Genomic DNA, 17351 nt, shown 5'->3' with positions numbered 1-17351 from the left:
GTTACTTTAGGCTTTGACTGGACTGGTGCCTTTGGTAATCATCACTTCCAAATTCTTCACATTGCCGTTATAGATCAGATCAATGTGACACAGATTGTTCTTCTCATCGATCACATAGTTCATGTCATCGCCGTCATGAATAATTGAATTTATGAAACCGCGCTTGGCCAGCCACATGCTCTTCTGGCTGCTCGGATTGTTACTGAAAAATTTAATGATGTTCTCATGCTTGAAGTCGGCCGTCTGGAAGCGAAGAATTCGCTCTATGTATGTGCTGACCAGCGTTTTGTAAATGGAGTCGAACCCGTCCTCCGACGCAGCCAGACTTCTCGCCTTATACACCGTAATCCGACGAATATCTTTGCCTTGCAGCTGAGCGTTCTCCGATGAGAAAATAAAGCCGAAATTTTTCCGGTTGATCGAATCCTTGATCGTATTCGTGAAGCCGGTAATTTCCTTCGCCATCGTCGTGACCGCCCGCAGGCTATTCTCGCCAGCTTCAATATCAAAACGAACGCCCGGGAACTCTTTGCTCGTATTCTTAAAGGATTCCTTCAAATACTCCGGACATTGGTATGAGGCAACGATTCCCGCAGCTACGTACGACGCTCCTACATAGACACCCTCGATCCAGAGCTTGAGAATGTCTTCCTTCTCTCTGGAAAGCTGAGCACCATTCTCGGTTTGAACCATACGGCTGTCGATCACCACGCCCGACTTTTCCTTCGGAATAACCGTAAAGTTCGGAATGCACGGAATGGCATATTCGCTATACTCCTTACGGATGAGCGGCGCGCATTTATCGATGTATTTGTCGATGCCTGCGGTAGCCATATTGTTGAACGTCGTCTCTTCTCCCGATTCAAAGCTGAAGAAGATTTGAACCTTGAAGTCTTTGACGACTTGCATGAGCATCGATAAGGATTCCATGGTGTTGCCATCCTGCTTGGCAATCTTCTCATTACCCTTGAAGCGCTCGCGAGTGACCTTTACCTTGCCGGCGCTCTCCAGCTCTACGGAAGGGACGATGCCGAACCAAATCGTATCTGAGAAGTCATTCTTGGAGTTGACCGTGTTCAAATAGGTCTCCAGACGAGGGATATTGGCGCTTTTCACGATCATATCCAGCTTCGAGTTCGTCACGAGAAGCGAAGGTGCCATTCCCTTGTTCTTAACCGCATATTGATCAAAAAACATTTTGACGCCGAGAATTTTCTCCACCAACGGCTTGACCGTTTTGACGAAATCGTCCTTTGCCGTTTTGTAGAACTCCAGATAAGTGTTGTAGTTTTGCACCTCAGTCTCAAGGTTCACTTCCGTGCTGACTGCCGGCAGCGGGCTGAATGTGCGGACAACCAAATCCTTCACATAACCGGACGGAGCTTCCGTAATCGAGTTATAGTCATCTTCAAAAACCAGTGCTAAACCATTGGAGCTGTTCTCATCCAGCAGCACGAGCTCCGTGCTCTCGCCCTTAGGGGCTTCGATAATTTTTAACTCGCCGCTCTCCCCGATCGTCAGCATACCGATTTGCACCGCCTCGGCATCGTTCTCCTCATTCGAGCTGCCCAGCAACAGCCGCGTCTTGATATCCTCGATCGCAAGTGGAAGCATAGCCATCACGTTGTTGTAATTGGCACTCGCCTCTTCGAACATGGCGTTCAGCTTGTCGCCCATATCCAGCCTCTTCGGATCCTCATCGTCCAGTTTCTCGTATTGTCCATACATGTAATGGATTTCCTTACGAACCTGGCGAATGTCATCCATGACCTTCTTCGGCGAAATCATGTCGAGCAAATGCTCAAACTTGAAATCGACGTTGGTCATCCCTTGGCTCCGTTTCGTGTCGATCAGCGTAAATAGCATTTTCAGGAAATCATTGTGTTGATCAATCCGAATCTCGGAAATTGCCTCCTCGGCAATTCCTTCGGGCTTCTTGAGCATGTAGACGACCTTTTGATTAGCCGCATTGAAAAATGAGTACACCGTCGGCGAGAACTTGTCCAAAAATTCATCGAAGCTCCGCACTAAAAGCTGGCTGTTGATCTCCTTGATTTTGTCGTCGCTCAGACTATCAATGCCTTTAACGTCGCCCACAATGGTGATCAGGTCCAGCTTCTCGGGATTGATCTCTTCGAACAGCATCGTTCGATTGGTCTGATTGATAATATCCATTGTCGTTATTCCTCCTCCCGTTTCTAAAAAAGCGCAACCGGCCTGATGAAGACCCCGGATTCTTTCCCATGCCGGACGCTTGTACTACTGATTTTTTTCGACAGTATCCGACTATTGTACGGGATACCTGAGTCGTATGACCGGGACGAGTTTCACTGTACCCGGGTCTCGAGGGTAATATTAAACATCGTTCATATCAATTGTCAATATCTTGAATTGATGATGGATATAGGGACTTAAGAACCTTTCATCCATATCTTCAAGGGAAATATATCCAATCAAAGACCTATTTTTTGGAATAATATACAATAAACAAGACCCAATTCCGATATAAGTTTAAATATACATATTTGAGCGACTATTTTCGCTCTATTTCAACACTATATAGTACATAAGGCGGGTATCGGTAAATGAGGCAAAAAAAGCAAAAACAAACTCCAGGCATTTTTTTGTTAACTAGGACTTTTATCCTGATTTTTGTTTTCGTGTTTTTTACGACAATTTTTCACAATTCATTCACTGTTTCTGCAAATTCCTTACAAAAACATCATACCGACGCTTTTGATGCGGTCTTTGTCCTGGATACAAGCTATTCTATGAATCATGCCGATCCAAACAAAATGGCGAACGAAGTGATTCATATGTTCATGGACATGAGCGAAGCGAGCCGGACGAGAATCGGCTTTGTAGCCTACAATCATCAAATTGTGGCTTCCAAACCGCTGACCTCCATTTCGGTAGCGGCGAATAAGACAGAGCTCAAACAAAAAATAGCCGGACTCCGCAGAAGCGGATATACCGACTTGGGGTTAGGACTAAACACAGGCGGGAACTTGATTTCATCCAAGTCGTCTGAAGGAGAGGGCAGCGGACGCAAGCCGTTCGTCATTCTTCTTTCTGATGGAGAAACAGATTTTGGGCCAGCTTCACGTTCTCAGCGAACTGCTGCCGATTCGGCTAAGGACGTAGACAAAGCTATTTCAAAAGCGCAGAAGGATGGATACCCGATCTACACAATCGGACTGAATCACGATGGCACCGTTAACCCTGAAGAATTAGAGCGCATCGCGAATAAGACTGGAGGCGCCTCCTATATGACCAGCAGCGCTGACGATTTGCCTGAAATTTTCAACCGGATCTTTGCGGCGCAAATGAGATCTGTGCTGCTTCCGGTAGCTGGCGTTACGGCGACGGGGCAGCTGCAAGAGGTACAGGTCGACATTCCTAATTCAAGTATGGGGGAGGCCAACATTATTTTGCTTTCCGAGCACCCACTCAAGGAGACGCAGCTTTTCTACAGCTCGGAGAATATTCGTATGTTCAAGTCAGCGAGCTACACGCTGATCAAGGTATCTCAGCCCAAGAAAGGCACGGCCAAGCTTAAATTTAGGGGCACATCAGGGGATCTTGTAAAAATAAATCTGCTCGGAAGCTACGAGCTGGAAGCCAAAACGGCAATAACGAGTAAAGCCGCCATCAAGGGGCAGCCTACGGGGATCGAGGCTTATCTCATCCATCCGGCTGCAAATGAGCAATTAATGGAGCAGGAAGTGTATCAGTCTCTGCAAGGCCAGCTTGTCGTCACGAATCTGGAGACGAATAAGGAAGTTCTCGTAGATATGAAGAACGAGGGTACACGATTTTATACCGAATACATATTTCCAACCTCGGGTAAGTATAAATGGCAGGTTAGAATGGATGGCCCGAGCTTCTATCGCCACAGTGTCGTCCAAGATCAGAATATTGTGAATATAGCGCCCTCCGTCCATGGCAGAGAACAGTTGGAGGTCATCAAAGAAGAGGGCCAAGTCGTTCTGGACATGAACGATTTATTCCTTGATGAGAACGGGGATGATTTAGCTTATACCATGCACAGCGGCGACAATCCAAACAAAATACTGACCCATGAGCTTAAAAACAGTGAGCTGCTTTTGTCTCCGCTTCAAACTGGACAGACCCAAATTACGCTAACGGCTAGCGATTCGGAAGGCGGGTCGGCTACAGCGATATTAACCATTAACGTCAAATCGAAATACACGGTGCTAAAATGGTCTATCGCCGGAGGCATTGTTCTTCTTGCCATTGCCGTCGGTTTGTTCATGTGGCTGCGTCCAAAACCGGGCTTTGCCGGTAAGCTGGAAGGATACTTCTTGGCTACGGCCAGCGGCAGCGAAGTGCCGGTCAAGTCGTGGCCGCTCACCTCTTTTGAAGGACGTAAGGTAAGTCTGCTGGAGCTGTTCGTGAGCCTTGATGTACATGAGCCGCTTCCTGAAGCGGAACAAATTGTCTTCACCCCAGGCAAAGACGGCAAGCTGATCGTAAAGAACACATCACGTTGTTCACTTGTTCGCAATCGTACGCCGCTTCCGAAAAATAAAAAAGAAATCCTCGAATATAATGACAAGCTGTACATTACATTCGAGGACGGTATAACCGAAATCGAGCTGCGTTATAAGGCCATTAAGCCGACTACAAATGTTTTTATCCGGAACGACTCCTCCGTCGAGCAGACGGGCTAGTCACATATTCCATCGTAATCGCAGCCTTGAACCATTTTAGTGAAGAACAGCGCTTGTCCGGCGCAACGATCAAGCCGCGCCGGATGGCTCGGGACAGAAATGGCCAACTGCGCTTCAAACCCGTGCCAATCGGCTCTAGCCGATCATCGAACAATCGCTTGCGGACATCTGTGGGTGCCGTTCCGCGGCAGCAATAATACAGCAATGCGGCCAAGCTATATATATCGCTTACCGGCCCTTGGCGGGATTGTTCAGAATAGAGCTCGAGTGGCGAGTACCCGGCTGTTGTCAAAATCGGCTGGCCGCCGCTGCCGTCAAAACGAATGGCTGAACCGAAATCGAGCAGCTTCGCGCGCCCCTGGTGATCAATGATAATATTGCCGGGCTTCAAATCACGATGAATAATTCCTTGCTTATGTAAATGTTCTAGCGTCTCAATCAAGGGAAGCATCGTCTTGTACAGGAAGCCGGGCTCAACTCTATCCGGACGTCCTCCAATCATTTCAGCCAGTGTAACTCCTTCTATAAACTCCATAACAATATAGACGGTGTCATTTTGCTCAAATTGATCTATAAAGCGAACAATGCCGGGATGCTCACAGTTCTTTAAAAGCTTGCCTTCATTAATAAATGCATTCCTTAACGCTTCATACTTATCGTCCGGTACTCCCGATAACCGGCGTACGGAGCTGCCATCTTTCCCTCTACGTACTAACGATTTAGGGAAGAACTCCTTAATCACGCATTTCATATCCTGTTCTTCGCATCTGACCGCGTATACCATGGCCAGCTCACTAGCGGAAATCTTACTGCGAACCCGGTAAGTCAGGGCAGATCCAGACTCCCTGCTGTGCAATCTCGAATTGCGGCGCAGTCCATTCCCCTCGTTCCCCATGAATGCTTTACTCACTGTCAACCTCCACGAACGTTTTAAAGAAGCTTGCTGCTATGTTTTTTCGACCAAAGATAAGTTAACCTATGTATGTTATCCTCATCTTACCAATTTCTCAACAAATTGACCATGCATGAACATGAGATCTGTTATCACAAAAGAATGCCCCTCACCACCCCATCTTCTGACCTTAAACAAGGACAGACGGGGATAGTGAAGGGCATTGGGCCATAGCTAGTTATTTAAATCGTCGAACATGGAACCGGCCACGGTCACTTCGATTTGATCGAGGACACTAATTCCGTTGAGAGTACCCAGTTTACTATATTCATGCGTGGAAAGGACGACATCGTCTATCCAAGCCTTCACATAGTACTTGCCGTTCTGCATGCTAGCATGCGTGTACACAGGGATATTGTCCGGGTTAATCTGAATCGTGACTTCTGTCGTTTCCGTGATTTTGTACATTTTGCGCTCGGTATTTTTCACGAACTCCCGATATTTATAGTACATGTTGCTGCCTGCCGTGGAGGATTCGCTGTAGCCCTCCAGTACTTTTTTCCAGAATACATGGGTCTTGCTCTCATCTTGATCCTGGGAAAAATAAATCGGTTCGACTACTTTTTTATAACGTTTGGAATCGCTCTTCCGATCCTTTACTTCGAGCAATACTTCACCATTTACGCCTTTAGGATCCTCAGCCTTCAAGACGCCCGGAATTATTTTGAAGCCTCCACGCTGGGGGTCAAGTTTAACGTTCTGAAGGTTAACCGCCTTCTTGTCGCTGTTAATATAGATCAAGTTCGTTTCATATCGGAATGCATTGATCAAGGCATTGACCAGATCGCGATGATCGGCCGTGTCATCTTCCGACGGCTTAAAGGTAACAGTCTTGACGATAAAGTTATAGCTGCCCGCCGGGTTGAAGTAATATCCCGATTTGATCGGATAATCATATTTCTGCAACTCCCGATCGCTTGCGAAAACGGCATTATTGTACAATTTTTTATTGTTATTGCGATCCTTGGCGGCCTTTCTGGCTATCGCATACTGCTGCTTCATAAACTCCGTTCCGTTTGTAACCGTATCCTTATCCTTGATCCATTCGATATTGGCGCTGGCTTGCTGGGTGAAAAACCGAGGATACTGCCCAGGCACCGCAATTCCGTAATCGGTAGCATCGGTCTTCACGCCCTCAGGCTGATAAGGCTTGCAGTTTTCGTCCAAGTGATACATCCAACGAATGACGCTATACTTGTAAGACTCATTCTCCCAGAACAGATCCTTCTTAAAAGAGTCTCGCGAGTTGTTGTCGATTTTGTTCTGGAAGGTTGGCTTATCAATTGTCTCTTTTCCATTATATACGAAAAATTCATAGGCCTTTTTATCTAGTCCTGGTTGGAAGGAAGCTGTAGCCGTGTCGGTTTCGGTCACCGTAGTGCATACATCTTTGCCCTCTTCATTTTTGCTGCATACCTGCCTATTGTACTTATAATCCTTTTGAATGCTCCCATCCTGGGATACCGTGCCGATTCTTTGAAACGGTGTTCTTGGATTTGGATCAGGCTTCATCCATTTCCGGTTCACGGGATCATCGCCGAAATCCTCCCGCTTGATCGTCGTTAGGAAGATCGGATCCCTCGTCACTGTAGTACTCGGCTCATTGATGCGCGGATTATTCAGAACCTGATGGTCTCTAAATAAGGTAGGCGTATTATTCGTTACGTTGAGCTCTCCCGTCGTATTGCTTGTCCACACTGCATCAGACCTAGGCAGTGTAACAGTTGCCGTATGCGGAGTACCCTGGTTTAGCGGAAACTTCTCCCTTTTCGATAACACATCATATGCGAGCCCCTCCGGAACGACAAGCTTAATTGCCTTTGGATAAGAATCGAGGATATTGTTGCTTAGATCCTCCTCTTCCGGTGATTTTCCGTCCTTGTTAATGTTAAATTGGATGCGAATCTCGCTATCCGGCATGGTAAAATCAGCGTACAGAATCCGACTTTGATTCCGATCCAATTTCACGGTGCCTGACTCCGCCGTTCCATGCCCGCCGAATTTCAGCCCATCCGAGCTGGTAACTTTTCTTCCATCACTTACACGCGTAATGATCCATTCATATTTCGAGTTGACCGAATCGATAAAGCTTGAATTCACCTTCACCCCTACCCGTACCGGCTCCCCGGGAACAGCCTCGACCGGCAGTTCTTCAAACTCTGCGGAAACATCATCTTTCAGCATATTGAAAGGGGCTATTGGAATATCCAAGTAAGTTATGCCGATATTGCTATCGATATACACTGTCCCGAACCCCCAAGAGATTTCGGTTGGCGGCTGGAGCACGTGGACGTAATCGATCCATCTGCCGTGTTTGGGTTTGGCGTTTTCCTCATATACCACTTTATCTGCCAATGTAGAGTTTTGATTGTTATACATGAATTCTTTATACGGTACACCTGCGTAGTGAGTATTTAAGCCTTCTATGATAGCTTGCTCAAATGTACCATCGGGGAGAAATTGGTTAAATGGGTCTTTGTATGCGTCATAACTATTTGCAGTAATTCCATACCTGTTTTGTACACTTTTAACAGTCCATGGTTCTGAGATCAAGGGGAAATTTTGTATTTGAGTCCCACTCCAGCCTGCAAACCAAGGTACATCTTCTGTTGGTATAGAATGACCATCTGTAGAATACCCGCTGTATTCCATCATTTCCTTGCCTTTATGATTAAGTTTTCGGCCATGTGATTCCCCATAGACTATTTCATAAGTGTGTAGTTTTATCTTATCTTTTTCTTCTAATTTCTCACTAGGTTGAGATGCTCTATTCAATCTATCGCGGATTAAATCCTTTCTGAGATTTAAACGCTTGTTGTCTTTAATAATGTGATCTTTGTAATAGTCCTTCTCTCCGTATAATTTCTCCATATCAAGATTAATTTTAGCAAGCACTTCTTCAACAGTCTTAGGCACTTGATCATCTGACGAGTAGATAAATTGATAAGGAGATACACCGTAAAGAAGAACCACAGCTAACATTATCCTTGTGAATTTATTCATGAATGTACCTACTTATAATAAATACTAATTGCTATACTCGAATTAATGTTAGAAGCCACATAAATTTCAAATGTTTCATCTGTAAATACCTTTGTTTTTAATTCTGGCTCACGTGTTTTTTTAGTTCTCACATATTCCACAACAGACTTAACAGTTTTTTCATCCACTTTTTGTAAAAGAATATCTTCTACCTCTTCTAGTTGCATTTCATAATTAGCCCCTATTTTAGTAAATTCTATAAGCAAAACCATCAGGGCTCGTTCACCTTCACCTTTACCTTCCTTGATTCCTAGCTTTGAACCAGTATTATACTTAACTTTAAAACCATGTAAATCCTTTTCAACGACTTGTTCCGATTCCGGTTTAACCTCATTAGGATCAAATCCCGCTGTATTAATATAGACCGTTCTCACTGCAGAATCCCATTTTACGGAGGCTTCCAGTCCCTCGCTTATAAAACGAAGCGGAACGAAGGTTCTGCCGCCAACTCGCTCTGCGGCCGTATCCATTTGCTTCTCCACGCCATTCACCGTGTACTTTTTGCTGCCAAGTACCAGAACCACTTGATTTGAATCCAGGTCTACTGTAACAGTCTTAGTTGCCGCATTCCATCCTACCTTTGCCCCCAAAGCTTCACTAACAAATCGTACAGGAACCTGTACCCGCTGAGCCTTATCTACATAGGGCTGCTCGTCCGGGAAATAAATTCGGTTCGTATTTACCTCGACCCGCAGCGGTAATGGCTTCGCTAAAGACAAGGTGGGCATTAAGCTCATCAATAAAAGCAGCATAGTTAGTGCTGTGGCAATTCTTTTTTTCATAATTTTAATCCTCCTATATGTGTGTACTTTCTTTGCATTTCCTTACTTACAGAAAACAGTAAAAACCAGTATCGCTCCTATTTTCCTCAACTAACTTTCTTCTTTAAAAAGATACGCCCGCCGAAACATCTTTCTTAATCATCTGCTCAATCCTTCTATATTGCTCCTCGGCGTGAGTCAGGAACTTCATTTTACTCTGCAGTTCTGCAGCCACTTTCTTCTGGCGCTGTCTCACTTGGTCGCAGGTTCTGTGAACCTGGTGAACTTGCCTTTGAACGTTGGGCTCACTGTAAGCCCGCCCTGTACTGGAAGCAATTCGCTCTGCTGGAGAGAGCATTTGCTGCACCCGGGAACCCAAGTAGTTCTCGAAATTCTTAAATTTCAACTTCAAGTGGTTTAAGCGGCCGAAGTCTACGGCTAACTGAGCAGATGTATGCGAACTATATCCTTTCATGATTTTGGCGCTATAATTCTTATTCTTGCCTGAAGAAGACGCCTTCTTTGCCGTAATAAGACCCGCCGCCCGCTTTGGCAGCTGAGCCAGCAATTTGACATTGCTTTTAAATGCTTTGTACCTTTGTGCAAATCCCGATTTTGCCTTGGTTATTGCGGCATTGACGCCTGTGGAAACATCGTTGACGATCTTATCCCAGGCATGCTTAATCGCTGTAAGAATTTTTTTCGTTCTCTCGGCCACACTTTTAAAGAAGCTTGTCACTGCATTTCTTAGCTTTTCTTTAAAACGTTCTATAGCCTGAGCCACTCTAATCCCCGTAACGACAACGTCTTTGGCAAATTCTTTGGCCCGTTCTTTAAATTTCCCCCATTCTGTCTTCACTTGTTCTGCAAATCTTGTAAAAGCTTCACCTACCTTCTTTCCAGCCTTCACTAACTTGGCAGCGGCAATCGACAATTGCTTCACGATCCAATCGCCAAACTGGTTAAGCTTATCCATTACATAATTAATAGCATTCATAATGTTCTTACCAAGAGAACTCAAGAAATCATCGGCAAATAGATAGGGGAAAAGACTCGCCGCTATAAAGGTCACAACGAGCTCGACCTCATCCCCATATTCTTCGGCAATTTTGTTGAACGCGAAATCGTCCAGATGGCTTAGCACCATCGCCGTTCCGACCCATTTTTGGAAACCGCCTTCTTTTTCAAAGCCCTCCGCTCCGCTTTCCATGTGGGCCAACACGCCATCCAACGCGAAGCTTCGATACGGCTCCTCCATCGTTTCATTAATATAAATGGTGAACTCATTAATGAATTTAGGAATATTCCCTTGCTCGGTAAACTCTCTCATCTGACCGTTCTCATCAAGCACGATATTTGGCCTGTGGTTATAAATAAACTGCTCCTGCTTCTCCGTATCGATATATTTGATCGTTCCAGCTATTGGGTTAAGGAGACAATTCACAAAATCATCCTTGGCTGAGACGGACGTAATTTTATGTGCATTCGCTGCAATCTGATCTTTATATTTCTCCAGAAACTCCTTGGAAAAGCCTTGCCCGTCAAAAGAAAAAGCCCGGTCTACCTTATCGGAGAGAATGGCCACGTACTGCGTCTTATTTCCGCCTTTAGAATGACCCGTGACGGTGATGTTATCGTATTTCAGACTCTCGATATATTTCAATGCAGCCTTTTGCTGCTGTGTATCCGACAGATAACCGCCTTGCCCGTTATCATGCCACTCGTAATCTCCACCTGTTCCCCGGAAAACTACAGTCGCTTCATCCTGCGGATCCACAAACGTTGCTACGCGCATGCCCGCCTCAATCGGCTTGCCGTCACTGCCTCGAATCGCCTTTCCATTCTTGTCGAGCATGACACCGGTTCTGCCGTCAGCTACCTTCAGAGAACGCAACTGTGAATCCTTCTCGATCGCTCGTAAAATGACGAGCCATTCCTCCTTGGACATTTTGCAGGGGTATTCATCATCCGTGCCGATTTTGCTCAGGTTCCGGCTTTTATCGAGACCGTTATTGTATAGAAGATAATCTACGATATCTCCGACCTTCTTATCGTTGCCATCGGCCACCCCTTGGAGGTAAATCAAGTTGTTCAGCAGCAATAATTGATTTTCTTTCAATTCAGCCATCCGCGTGAACCTCCTCTCCGTTCTGCCTAATGGTCATGTCCGGAGTCACCATGACCGATTTATAGTCCCCTACGAAAAAACCTTCATCATGCAGCGCACTTAAATTCTGGGGCCCTGATCCTATGGATTCGTATTTGTCATTCACTACGGTATATAATCGTACGAATCCGACCAATTTCTGCTCACGCATTTTCCCGGCAATTTGACGCAAGCTTACCTCTGCATCTCGGTCGCCTAGCTCGGACTGCTTCACAAAAATAACCGAATCCGACGAGAAATTCTCGTCTTTATGGTAGATCTGATCAACTGTCGTATCCTTGTTTAAGCGATCCGGGAGAACCCCCTCGCCAAACTCCGCATACAATTTAAACTCGTCATAAGTACCGCTGACAATATTAGAGAGAACCTCCTCATATTGAGGCCGAATGAATATTCCGAAATAACCGTCGCTAATGCTGTAAGAGCCGTCTTCCATTTTTGTGCCCCATACCTCGAAATGATCCTCTTCGGAACCTTTTTTCGGATAAGCTATTAATCTGTCATAACTATATGCCCAACTACTCAAACTGAGGGATTTCGGAACGAACTCCTCCCCATATTTCTCTTCCAGATGTGTCATCATTTGCTCTTTGATTGCTTCCGGGTTCGGTTTCTTATTCATACATCCACTCACTCCCCACAAAATAATAATGCCTAACAAACTCAAGATGATTCGTTTCGTCCACAGGATCACCATTGCCCCCCCTTTCTGTTGTGTTCTAGTCCTTCCATTTAGCTAAATGCATTATATAAAAGAAACACCCGCTGAAAGGTTGCTCGAGATCATGCCCTCCACTTTTCTATACTGTTCCTCGGCAATATTCAGAAACTTCACTTTACTCTGTAGTTCGGCAACCACCTTATAATTTCTCTGCCTGATTTGTTCACATGTCCTGTTAAGCTGGTGAATTTGCCTTTGGACATTGGACTCACTGTAGGCTCGCCCTGTGCTGGAAATCGTCCTCTCCGCCTGCGACAGCATTTGCTGGACTCTTGACCCAATGCGTTCTTCTAGACTTCTAAACCTCGACTTTAAATGAGCTATTCGGCTGAAATCTACAGTCAATTGAGCTGAGGTGTACGAACCATATCCCTTTACTACCTTGGTGGTATATTTATGGTTAACAGCAGCCGGGGTTGACTTCTGAACGCTGAGATCGCCTTTCCCTGAAAGTTGTTTTTGCAGCTCTCTGAGCATAGTGAAGTAGGTTACAAACACAGCTATTTTCGTGAATTGTTCAGCCTTCGCTCGGTTGATGATGTTACTTATCCCCTGCTTGACGTGATCTACCGCCTTGTTCCATGACTGCTTAATGGCTGCAAGAACCTTCTTGGTTCCTTCAGCGACTTGGATACAGAAATTGGTGACAGCCTTCTTCAGCCTATTCATAAAGTGTTCGATGGTCTGTTTCGTCGTATCTACAAGCGTGCGTGAAAAAACGACTACACCTTCCTTTAACTTCTCCCATTCACTTCTTACCCGTTCAGCAAACTTCGCTGCCCCAACAACCACCAAGTTTCCCGCCTGCTTGATTTTGGCGCCTGCTTTGTTCAACATGGTCATTAGCCAGTCACCGAATTGATTCAGTTTCTCTATGGCATAATCGATGGCATTCCCTATATTTTTACTTAATGACCTAATCAGATCATCGGTAAATAGATACGGATAAAGGCTGCTTGCGATAATCACAACGACTAATTCTGCTCCGTCCCCATACTCTTCGGCAATTTGCGAGAATGTATAATCATCCAGGTGAGTTGCTACCATGGCGACGGAAGACCATCTGTGAAGCCAGCCCTCTTTGGCAAAACCCTCGTCTCCTTTTTTTAGCAGAGACAACACGCCATCAAATGCATAACTACGGAAGGGTTCCTCCATTGTTTCGTGGATATAAATCGTGAACGCATTTATAAATTTAGGGATGTCACCTTGCTCGGCAGGCCCTCGCAATTGGCCATTTTCATTTAATAAGATATTGGGCCGATGGTTATATTTAAATTTTTCTTGTTCCTTTGTATCTATGTAATCAATCGTGCCGGCAATGGGATATAGGAGACAGTTTACGAAATCGTCTTTGGCTGAAATCGAGGTAATCTTGTGGGCATTCGCTTCAATGCGGTCTTTATACTTCTCCAAGAATTCCCTTGAAAATCCTTGACCATCAAAAGAGACGGCTTCCTTCACCTTATCCGACAGGATGGCTACATACTGCGCCTTATTTCCACCTTTTGAGTGTCCTGTAACGGTAATATTGTCGTATTCCAAACTCTCGACGTATTTCAGGGCAGCTATCTGCTGCGGGGTATCCGCTAAATAACCGCCTTGTCCGTTATCAAACCATTCAAAGTCGCCGCCCGTTCCACGAAAAACTACCGTAGCCTCACCATCTGGATCAACAAATGTAGCGACACGCATACCGGCCTCAAGGACTTTGCCGTTTTTCATTATTGGCTGTCCATCCTTGTCGTGCATTTCTCCGTTTATACCTTTGTTTACTTTTAGAGACCTTAATTGTGGGTCTTTATTTATTGCATCTAATATAGCAAGCCATTCTCCTCTAGACATATTACAGGGATATTCTTCATCTGTACCTATCTTGTCCTCATTTATGCTTGCATCTAATTTGTTGTCATAAATTAATTCATTAACTATTTGGCCAACAGTCATATCTTTTTTATTTACTACTTCATTAAGATAAATTAAATTGTCAAGGAGAATTAATTGGCTTTTGCTTAATTCAGCCATCCATTTGTACCTCCTCTTCATAGTTCACAATTCCAAGACTTTTTGTGACGTTTATATTTTTACGTTCGCGTATAAAATAGTCCCTTTTTTGTATTGGAGTTAGATCTAAGGAATCTATACTTACCGTTTCAAACCTTTCATCAAAAACCACATAAAGACGTACACTACCAACCATTTTCTTAGCCTGCATTTGCACAGCAATTTTATGAAGACTTTCCCCATCATCTATCCCTTTTGCAGACGCTTCTTTTACAAAAACCACCGTATCTGATGAAAAAAGTTCATCTTTATCATATATCTCCTCAAATGGGGTATCTTTGTTCAGCCGATCAGGCAGGACTCCATCACCAAAATTCGTATAAAGCTTAAACTCGTCATAAATCTCGCTTACAAAGCCAGACATAACTTTCTCATATTGTGGTTTAATAAATATCCCGAAATAACCGTCATGAATAGCGTATGTCCCCTCCTTTTTTTTCGTTCCACGAACTTCGAAATTGTCCTTCTCTGACCCTTTTTTCGGATAGGCATATAAAGAATCATAACCATACGCCCAATTACTAGAGTTAAAGGAGAGCGGAACGAACTCTTCCCCATACTTCTCTTCCAAATGCGCTATCATTCTATCTATAGTCGTTTCATGGTTCGGCTTCTTGTTCATGCATCCACTCACTCCCCATACCATAATCAGGGTTAACAGTCCCAAGATGAAACTTTTCGTCCACGGATTCACACTTCCACCTCCTTCAAAGCGGATTACCATTCATAACGAGATTTCGGGAAACATCAGCATATTGTCCATGTATTTCTGAAATTCTTGCTCTATTGTATTCGTTATAAATACGATCTCCCTGTCCAGCAGCTCACCGGTTCTTGCATTAAAGCTCTCCATCACAGGCATAACCGTAATTGTATTCTTATTCATCGCAAACAAAGCAGTTCCCGCTAAAATGGTCTCAACGCTTCGATAAACGCCATACACAATGTCCACTGCTTGGTTCGTAAGGCGCTCTCCGCATTCACGGATAAACTCCTTAATTTGATCGACCTCGATATGACTAAATTCGCTTTCCAGCGAGCTTCTGTTCTTCTCAAGCTGCTGCTCCGCATACCTAACCACTTTCTCTATAGAGCGTCCTACGCTTTCTTCCGTCAATCCATCCATTTTCAAAAATAAAGAATAAAGCCCGTAATCCAATATCGGCTCCTCTTCCTTGTTCTCCCCGAAAAAAATATGCCACACTTCAGGACGAACCGTGCCTACCGTATGATAAAACCAGCTCACGAATTTAGAATAATCGCTTTGAATACTCGGAACGGCATTGCCTTCCAAATCAAACTCGAGAATCTTGAAGTATGCCTCTTCCAAATCGGTTTCCTCTGTCTGCTGCTTTACGAAAATAACCTTTTCCAACCAGTCCCCAACCGGATCATGCTCGGCAACGAGGTTTCGTACCCGCCCGGGAAGCTCTTCAGTTGTAGGCACCGCGAATACAGTGGCCTCCATATCCAGCCGCTCGGCAAGATACGACACGCAGTAGCCCCCAGCTTTTATACCGGTCAATTCACACCGGCCCTTGTCCCTCCAAATCTCTACACATGCTGTGACTTCATCCAGGAAGTGCTGTATATCCAGTTGAATTTCCGGGTGTTCCTGCGCATGGGCTACGATTACGCTATTTCCCTCACAGTCTGCGAATACATACAGATTCATATATTCCAGATTCATATGCTGCTGCAAAGTTAGGCTATGCAGTGTGGGACTAGCCGTTATTTCGCTAGTCAAAAGCTCCAAATCCGAATATCCGTTCAGTTCCTTCCCCCATTCGGTGAAATGCTCCAAGGAGCGATGGAGGAATCGAGTGAGATCCCGGGTATTCGCCAGCTCGCATAATAATATTTTATCCTTATCCCTCAACACGCTAGGTACACCCCTTTATTTCTTCGCATTCCTCTGCCGCTCAAGCTGCAGCGCCTTCTGCTGAGCTTCTATGCGTCTTTGTTCATCAGCTCTTTGCACCTCGACGGCCAGCCTTTCCAGTCCAGATTGCAAATCCTCAACGTCTGAAAATAGTCGACTTAATTCATTTCTCGTTTGAGAACGATAGCTATCATTCAGCGCTTTGCCCGCACTGCCCTTCCACCAGGACGTCACTCCGGCAAGCTCCGCTTGAAGCCTGGATTCCTCCCTTTTCACCTCGGCCAGCTCATTCCGAATATTTCTAGCCGTGCTGCTTATGGCACTTGGTGTCGTCATCTTCCCACCTCCATTTATAAATCCGATATAATTTAGAAAATGGCGTGATAACAGCAGCAAACTGTATACCACGCCAATCCTATTATTTACGAAGTGCGCTAGCGATATCTTTCTCGCTTTGTTCCTTGATATCAGCGATTTTATCGAGGTTCTTGCTGATGTTCTCCACGCATTCAACTAACTTATCAAGGTTTGGCTTAAGCTGCCTGAACTCCTCCACGAAAGCTTTGGCGGAATCCCCTTGCCACCAACCCTCAACGGAATTGATTTCTCTGTGAAGCTGCTCCACGATATCCTTTGCATTTCTGCCTTTGTTCAAAATAGATTTGGACACGCTGCGCGCTTGCCCCGGACTAAACGTTAAATTATTTGACATGATCTCACCTCCTTTCAAGTGATATATTCTGGCTTAGCTACCGTTTCATTGCGCTCAAGCGCTGGCTCTCTTCCATAGCTTTCCGCCTTCTCTGCTCTTCTGCCCGTTCAACGGCATTTGCCAGATTATTCTTGACGGCGGATTCCAGGCTGTCCAGCTTCCGAAGCATTTCGCTGATTTCGCGTTGGATCTGCAAATATCCGGTTCTAAAGCTAGTGCCAGCCTCTCCCTTCCACCAGGTAGTTACATCGTTTACGACGCCTTGGTACTTCGATGATTCGCGCCTGATATCTTCGGATATCGCACGAACCCCTGCTGCTTTTCTGCGTATTTCTCCTGCTGAAGGCATATACACC

Annotated in this window: 13 protein-coding genes; 1 reads left to right on the top strand and 12 read right to left on the bottom strand. The window is 45.1% G+C overall.

Annotated elements, in window-relative coordinates; all coding sequences use genetic code 11:
* Window positions 1-6 precede the first annotated feature (6 nt).
* On the bottom strand, window positions 7-2175 hold the full coding sequence (locus ACE3MQ_RS26620; RefSeq protein ID WP_379398530.1) for a transcriptional regulator: 2169 nt from the start codon (window positions 2173-2175) through the stop codon (window positions 7-9).
* Window positions 2176-2585: 410 nt separating this feature from the next.
* Between ACE3MQ_RS26620 and ACE3MQ_RS26615 the strand changes: the two genes are divergently transcribed.
* The gene (locus ACE3MQ_RS26615) at window positions 2586-4694 is read left to right on the top strand and encodes a vWA domain-containing protein (protein WP_379398528.1); all 2109 of its coding nucleotides are present in this window, start codon (window positions 2586-2588) and stop codon (window positions 4692-4694) included.
* Here ACE3MQ_RS26615 and ACE3MQ_RS26610 read toward each other — a convergent pair.
* From ACE3MQ_RS26610 to ACE3MQ_RS26560, 11 genes are all read right to left on the bottom strand, one after another.
* The gene (locus ACE3MQ_RS26610; RefSeq protein WP_379398526.1) at window positions 4657-5604 is read right to left on the bottom strand and encodes a serine/threonine protein kinase; all 948 of its coding nucleotides are present in this window, start codon (window positions 5602-5604) and stop codon (window positions 4657-4659) included. The two genes, ACE3MQ_RS26615 and ACE3MQ_RS26610, sit on opposite strands and share 38 nt — an antisense overlap.
* Window positions 5605-5820: 216 nt before the next feature.
* On the bottom strand, window positions 5821-8025 hold the full coding sequence (locus ACE3MQ_RS26605) for a hypothetical protein (RefSeq protein ID WP_379398524.1): 2205 nt from the start codon (window positions 8023-8025) through the stop codon (window positions 5821-5823).
* Between the two features lie 632 nt (window positions 8026-8657).
* Window positions 8658-9470 (bottom strand): copper amine oxidase N-terminal domain-containing protein, encoded by an 813-nt coding sequence (locus tag ACE3MQ_RS26600; RefSeq protein WP_379398522.1) that lies wholly within the window; start codon window positions 9468-9470, stop codon window positions 8658-8660.
* Between the two features lie 103 nt (window positions 9471-9573).
* The gene (locus ACE3MQ_RS26595) at window positions 9574-11577 is read right to left on the bottom strand and encodes an Mbeg1-like protein (RefSeq protein WP_379398520.1); all 2004 of its coding nucleotides are present in this window, start codon (window positions 11575-11577) and stop codon (window positions 9574-9576) included.
* The gene (locus ACE3MQ_RS26590; protein WP_379398518.1) at window positions 11570-12238 is read right to left on the bottom strand and encodes a hypothetical protein; all 669 of its coding nucleotides are present in this window, start codon (window positions 12236-12238) and stop codon (window positions 11570-11572) included. The genes ACE3MQ_RS26595 and ACE3MQ_RS26590 overlap by 8 nt, the downstream gene beginning before the upstream one ends.
* Before the next feature lie 123 nt (window positions 12239-12361).
* Window positions 12362-14362 (bottom strand): Mbeg1-like protein, encoded by a 2001-nt coding sequence (locus tag ACE3MQ_RS26585; RefSeq protein ID WP_379398516.1) that lies wholly within the window; start codon window positions 14360-14362, stop codon window positions 12362-12364.
* A complete protein-coding gene (locus tag ACE3MQ_RS26580; protein ID WP_379398514.1) occupies window positions 14355-15095 on the bottom strand; it encodes a hypothetical protein in 741 nt (246 codons plus the stop codon). The genes ACE3MQ_RS26585 and ACE3MQ_RS26580 overlap by 8 nt, the downstream gene beginning before the upstream one ends.
* Before the next feature lie 30 nt (window positions 15096-15125).
* Complete coding sequence (locus ACE3MQ_RS26575) at window positions 15126-16283, bottom strand: hypothetical protein (protein ID WP_379398512.1); 1158 nt, start codon at window positions 16281-16283, stop codon at window positions 15126-15128.
* 15 nt (window positions 16284-16298) lie between these two features.
* On the bottom strand, window positions 16299-16619 hold the full coding sequence (locus tag ACE3MQ_RS26570; RefSeq protein WP_379398510.1) for a WXG100 family type VII secretion target: 321 nt from the start codon (window positions 16617-16619) through the stop codon (window positions 16299-16301).
* Window positions 16620-16701: 82 nt separating this feature from the next.
* Complete coding sequence (locus tag ACE3MQ_RS26565) at window positions 16702-16995, bottom strand: WXG100 family type VII secretion target (protein ID WP_379398508.1); 294 nt, start codon at window positions 16993-16995, stop codon at window positions 16702-16704.
* Between the two features lie 37 nt (window positions 16996-17032).
* Window positions 17033-17344: a WXG100 family type VII secretion target gene (locus ACE3MQ_RS26560; protein WP_379398506.1), complete on the bottom strand. Its 312-nt coding sequence runs from the start codon at window positions 17342-17344 to the stop codon at window positions 17033-17035.
* Window positions 17345-17351: the final 7 nt, after the last annotated feature.

The organism is Paenibacillus lentus (genome assembly GCF_042714055.1).
Classification (GTDB): domain Bacteria; phylum Bacillota; class Bacilli; order Paenibacillales; family Paenibacillaceae; genus Fontibacillus; species Fontibacillus lentus_A.
The sequence above is the reverse complement of the archived record's forward strand: the minus strand, read 5'-3'. Positions and strand labels throughout refer to the sequence as shown.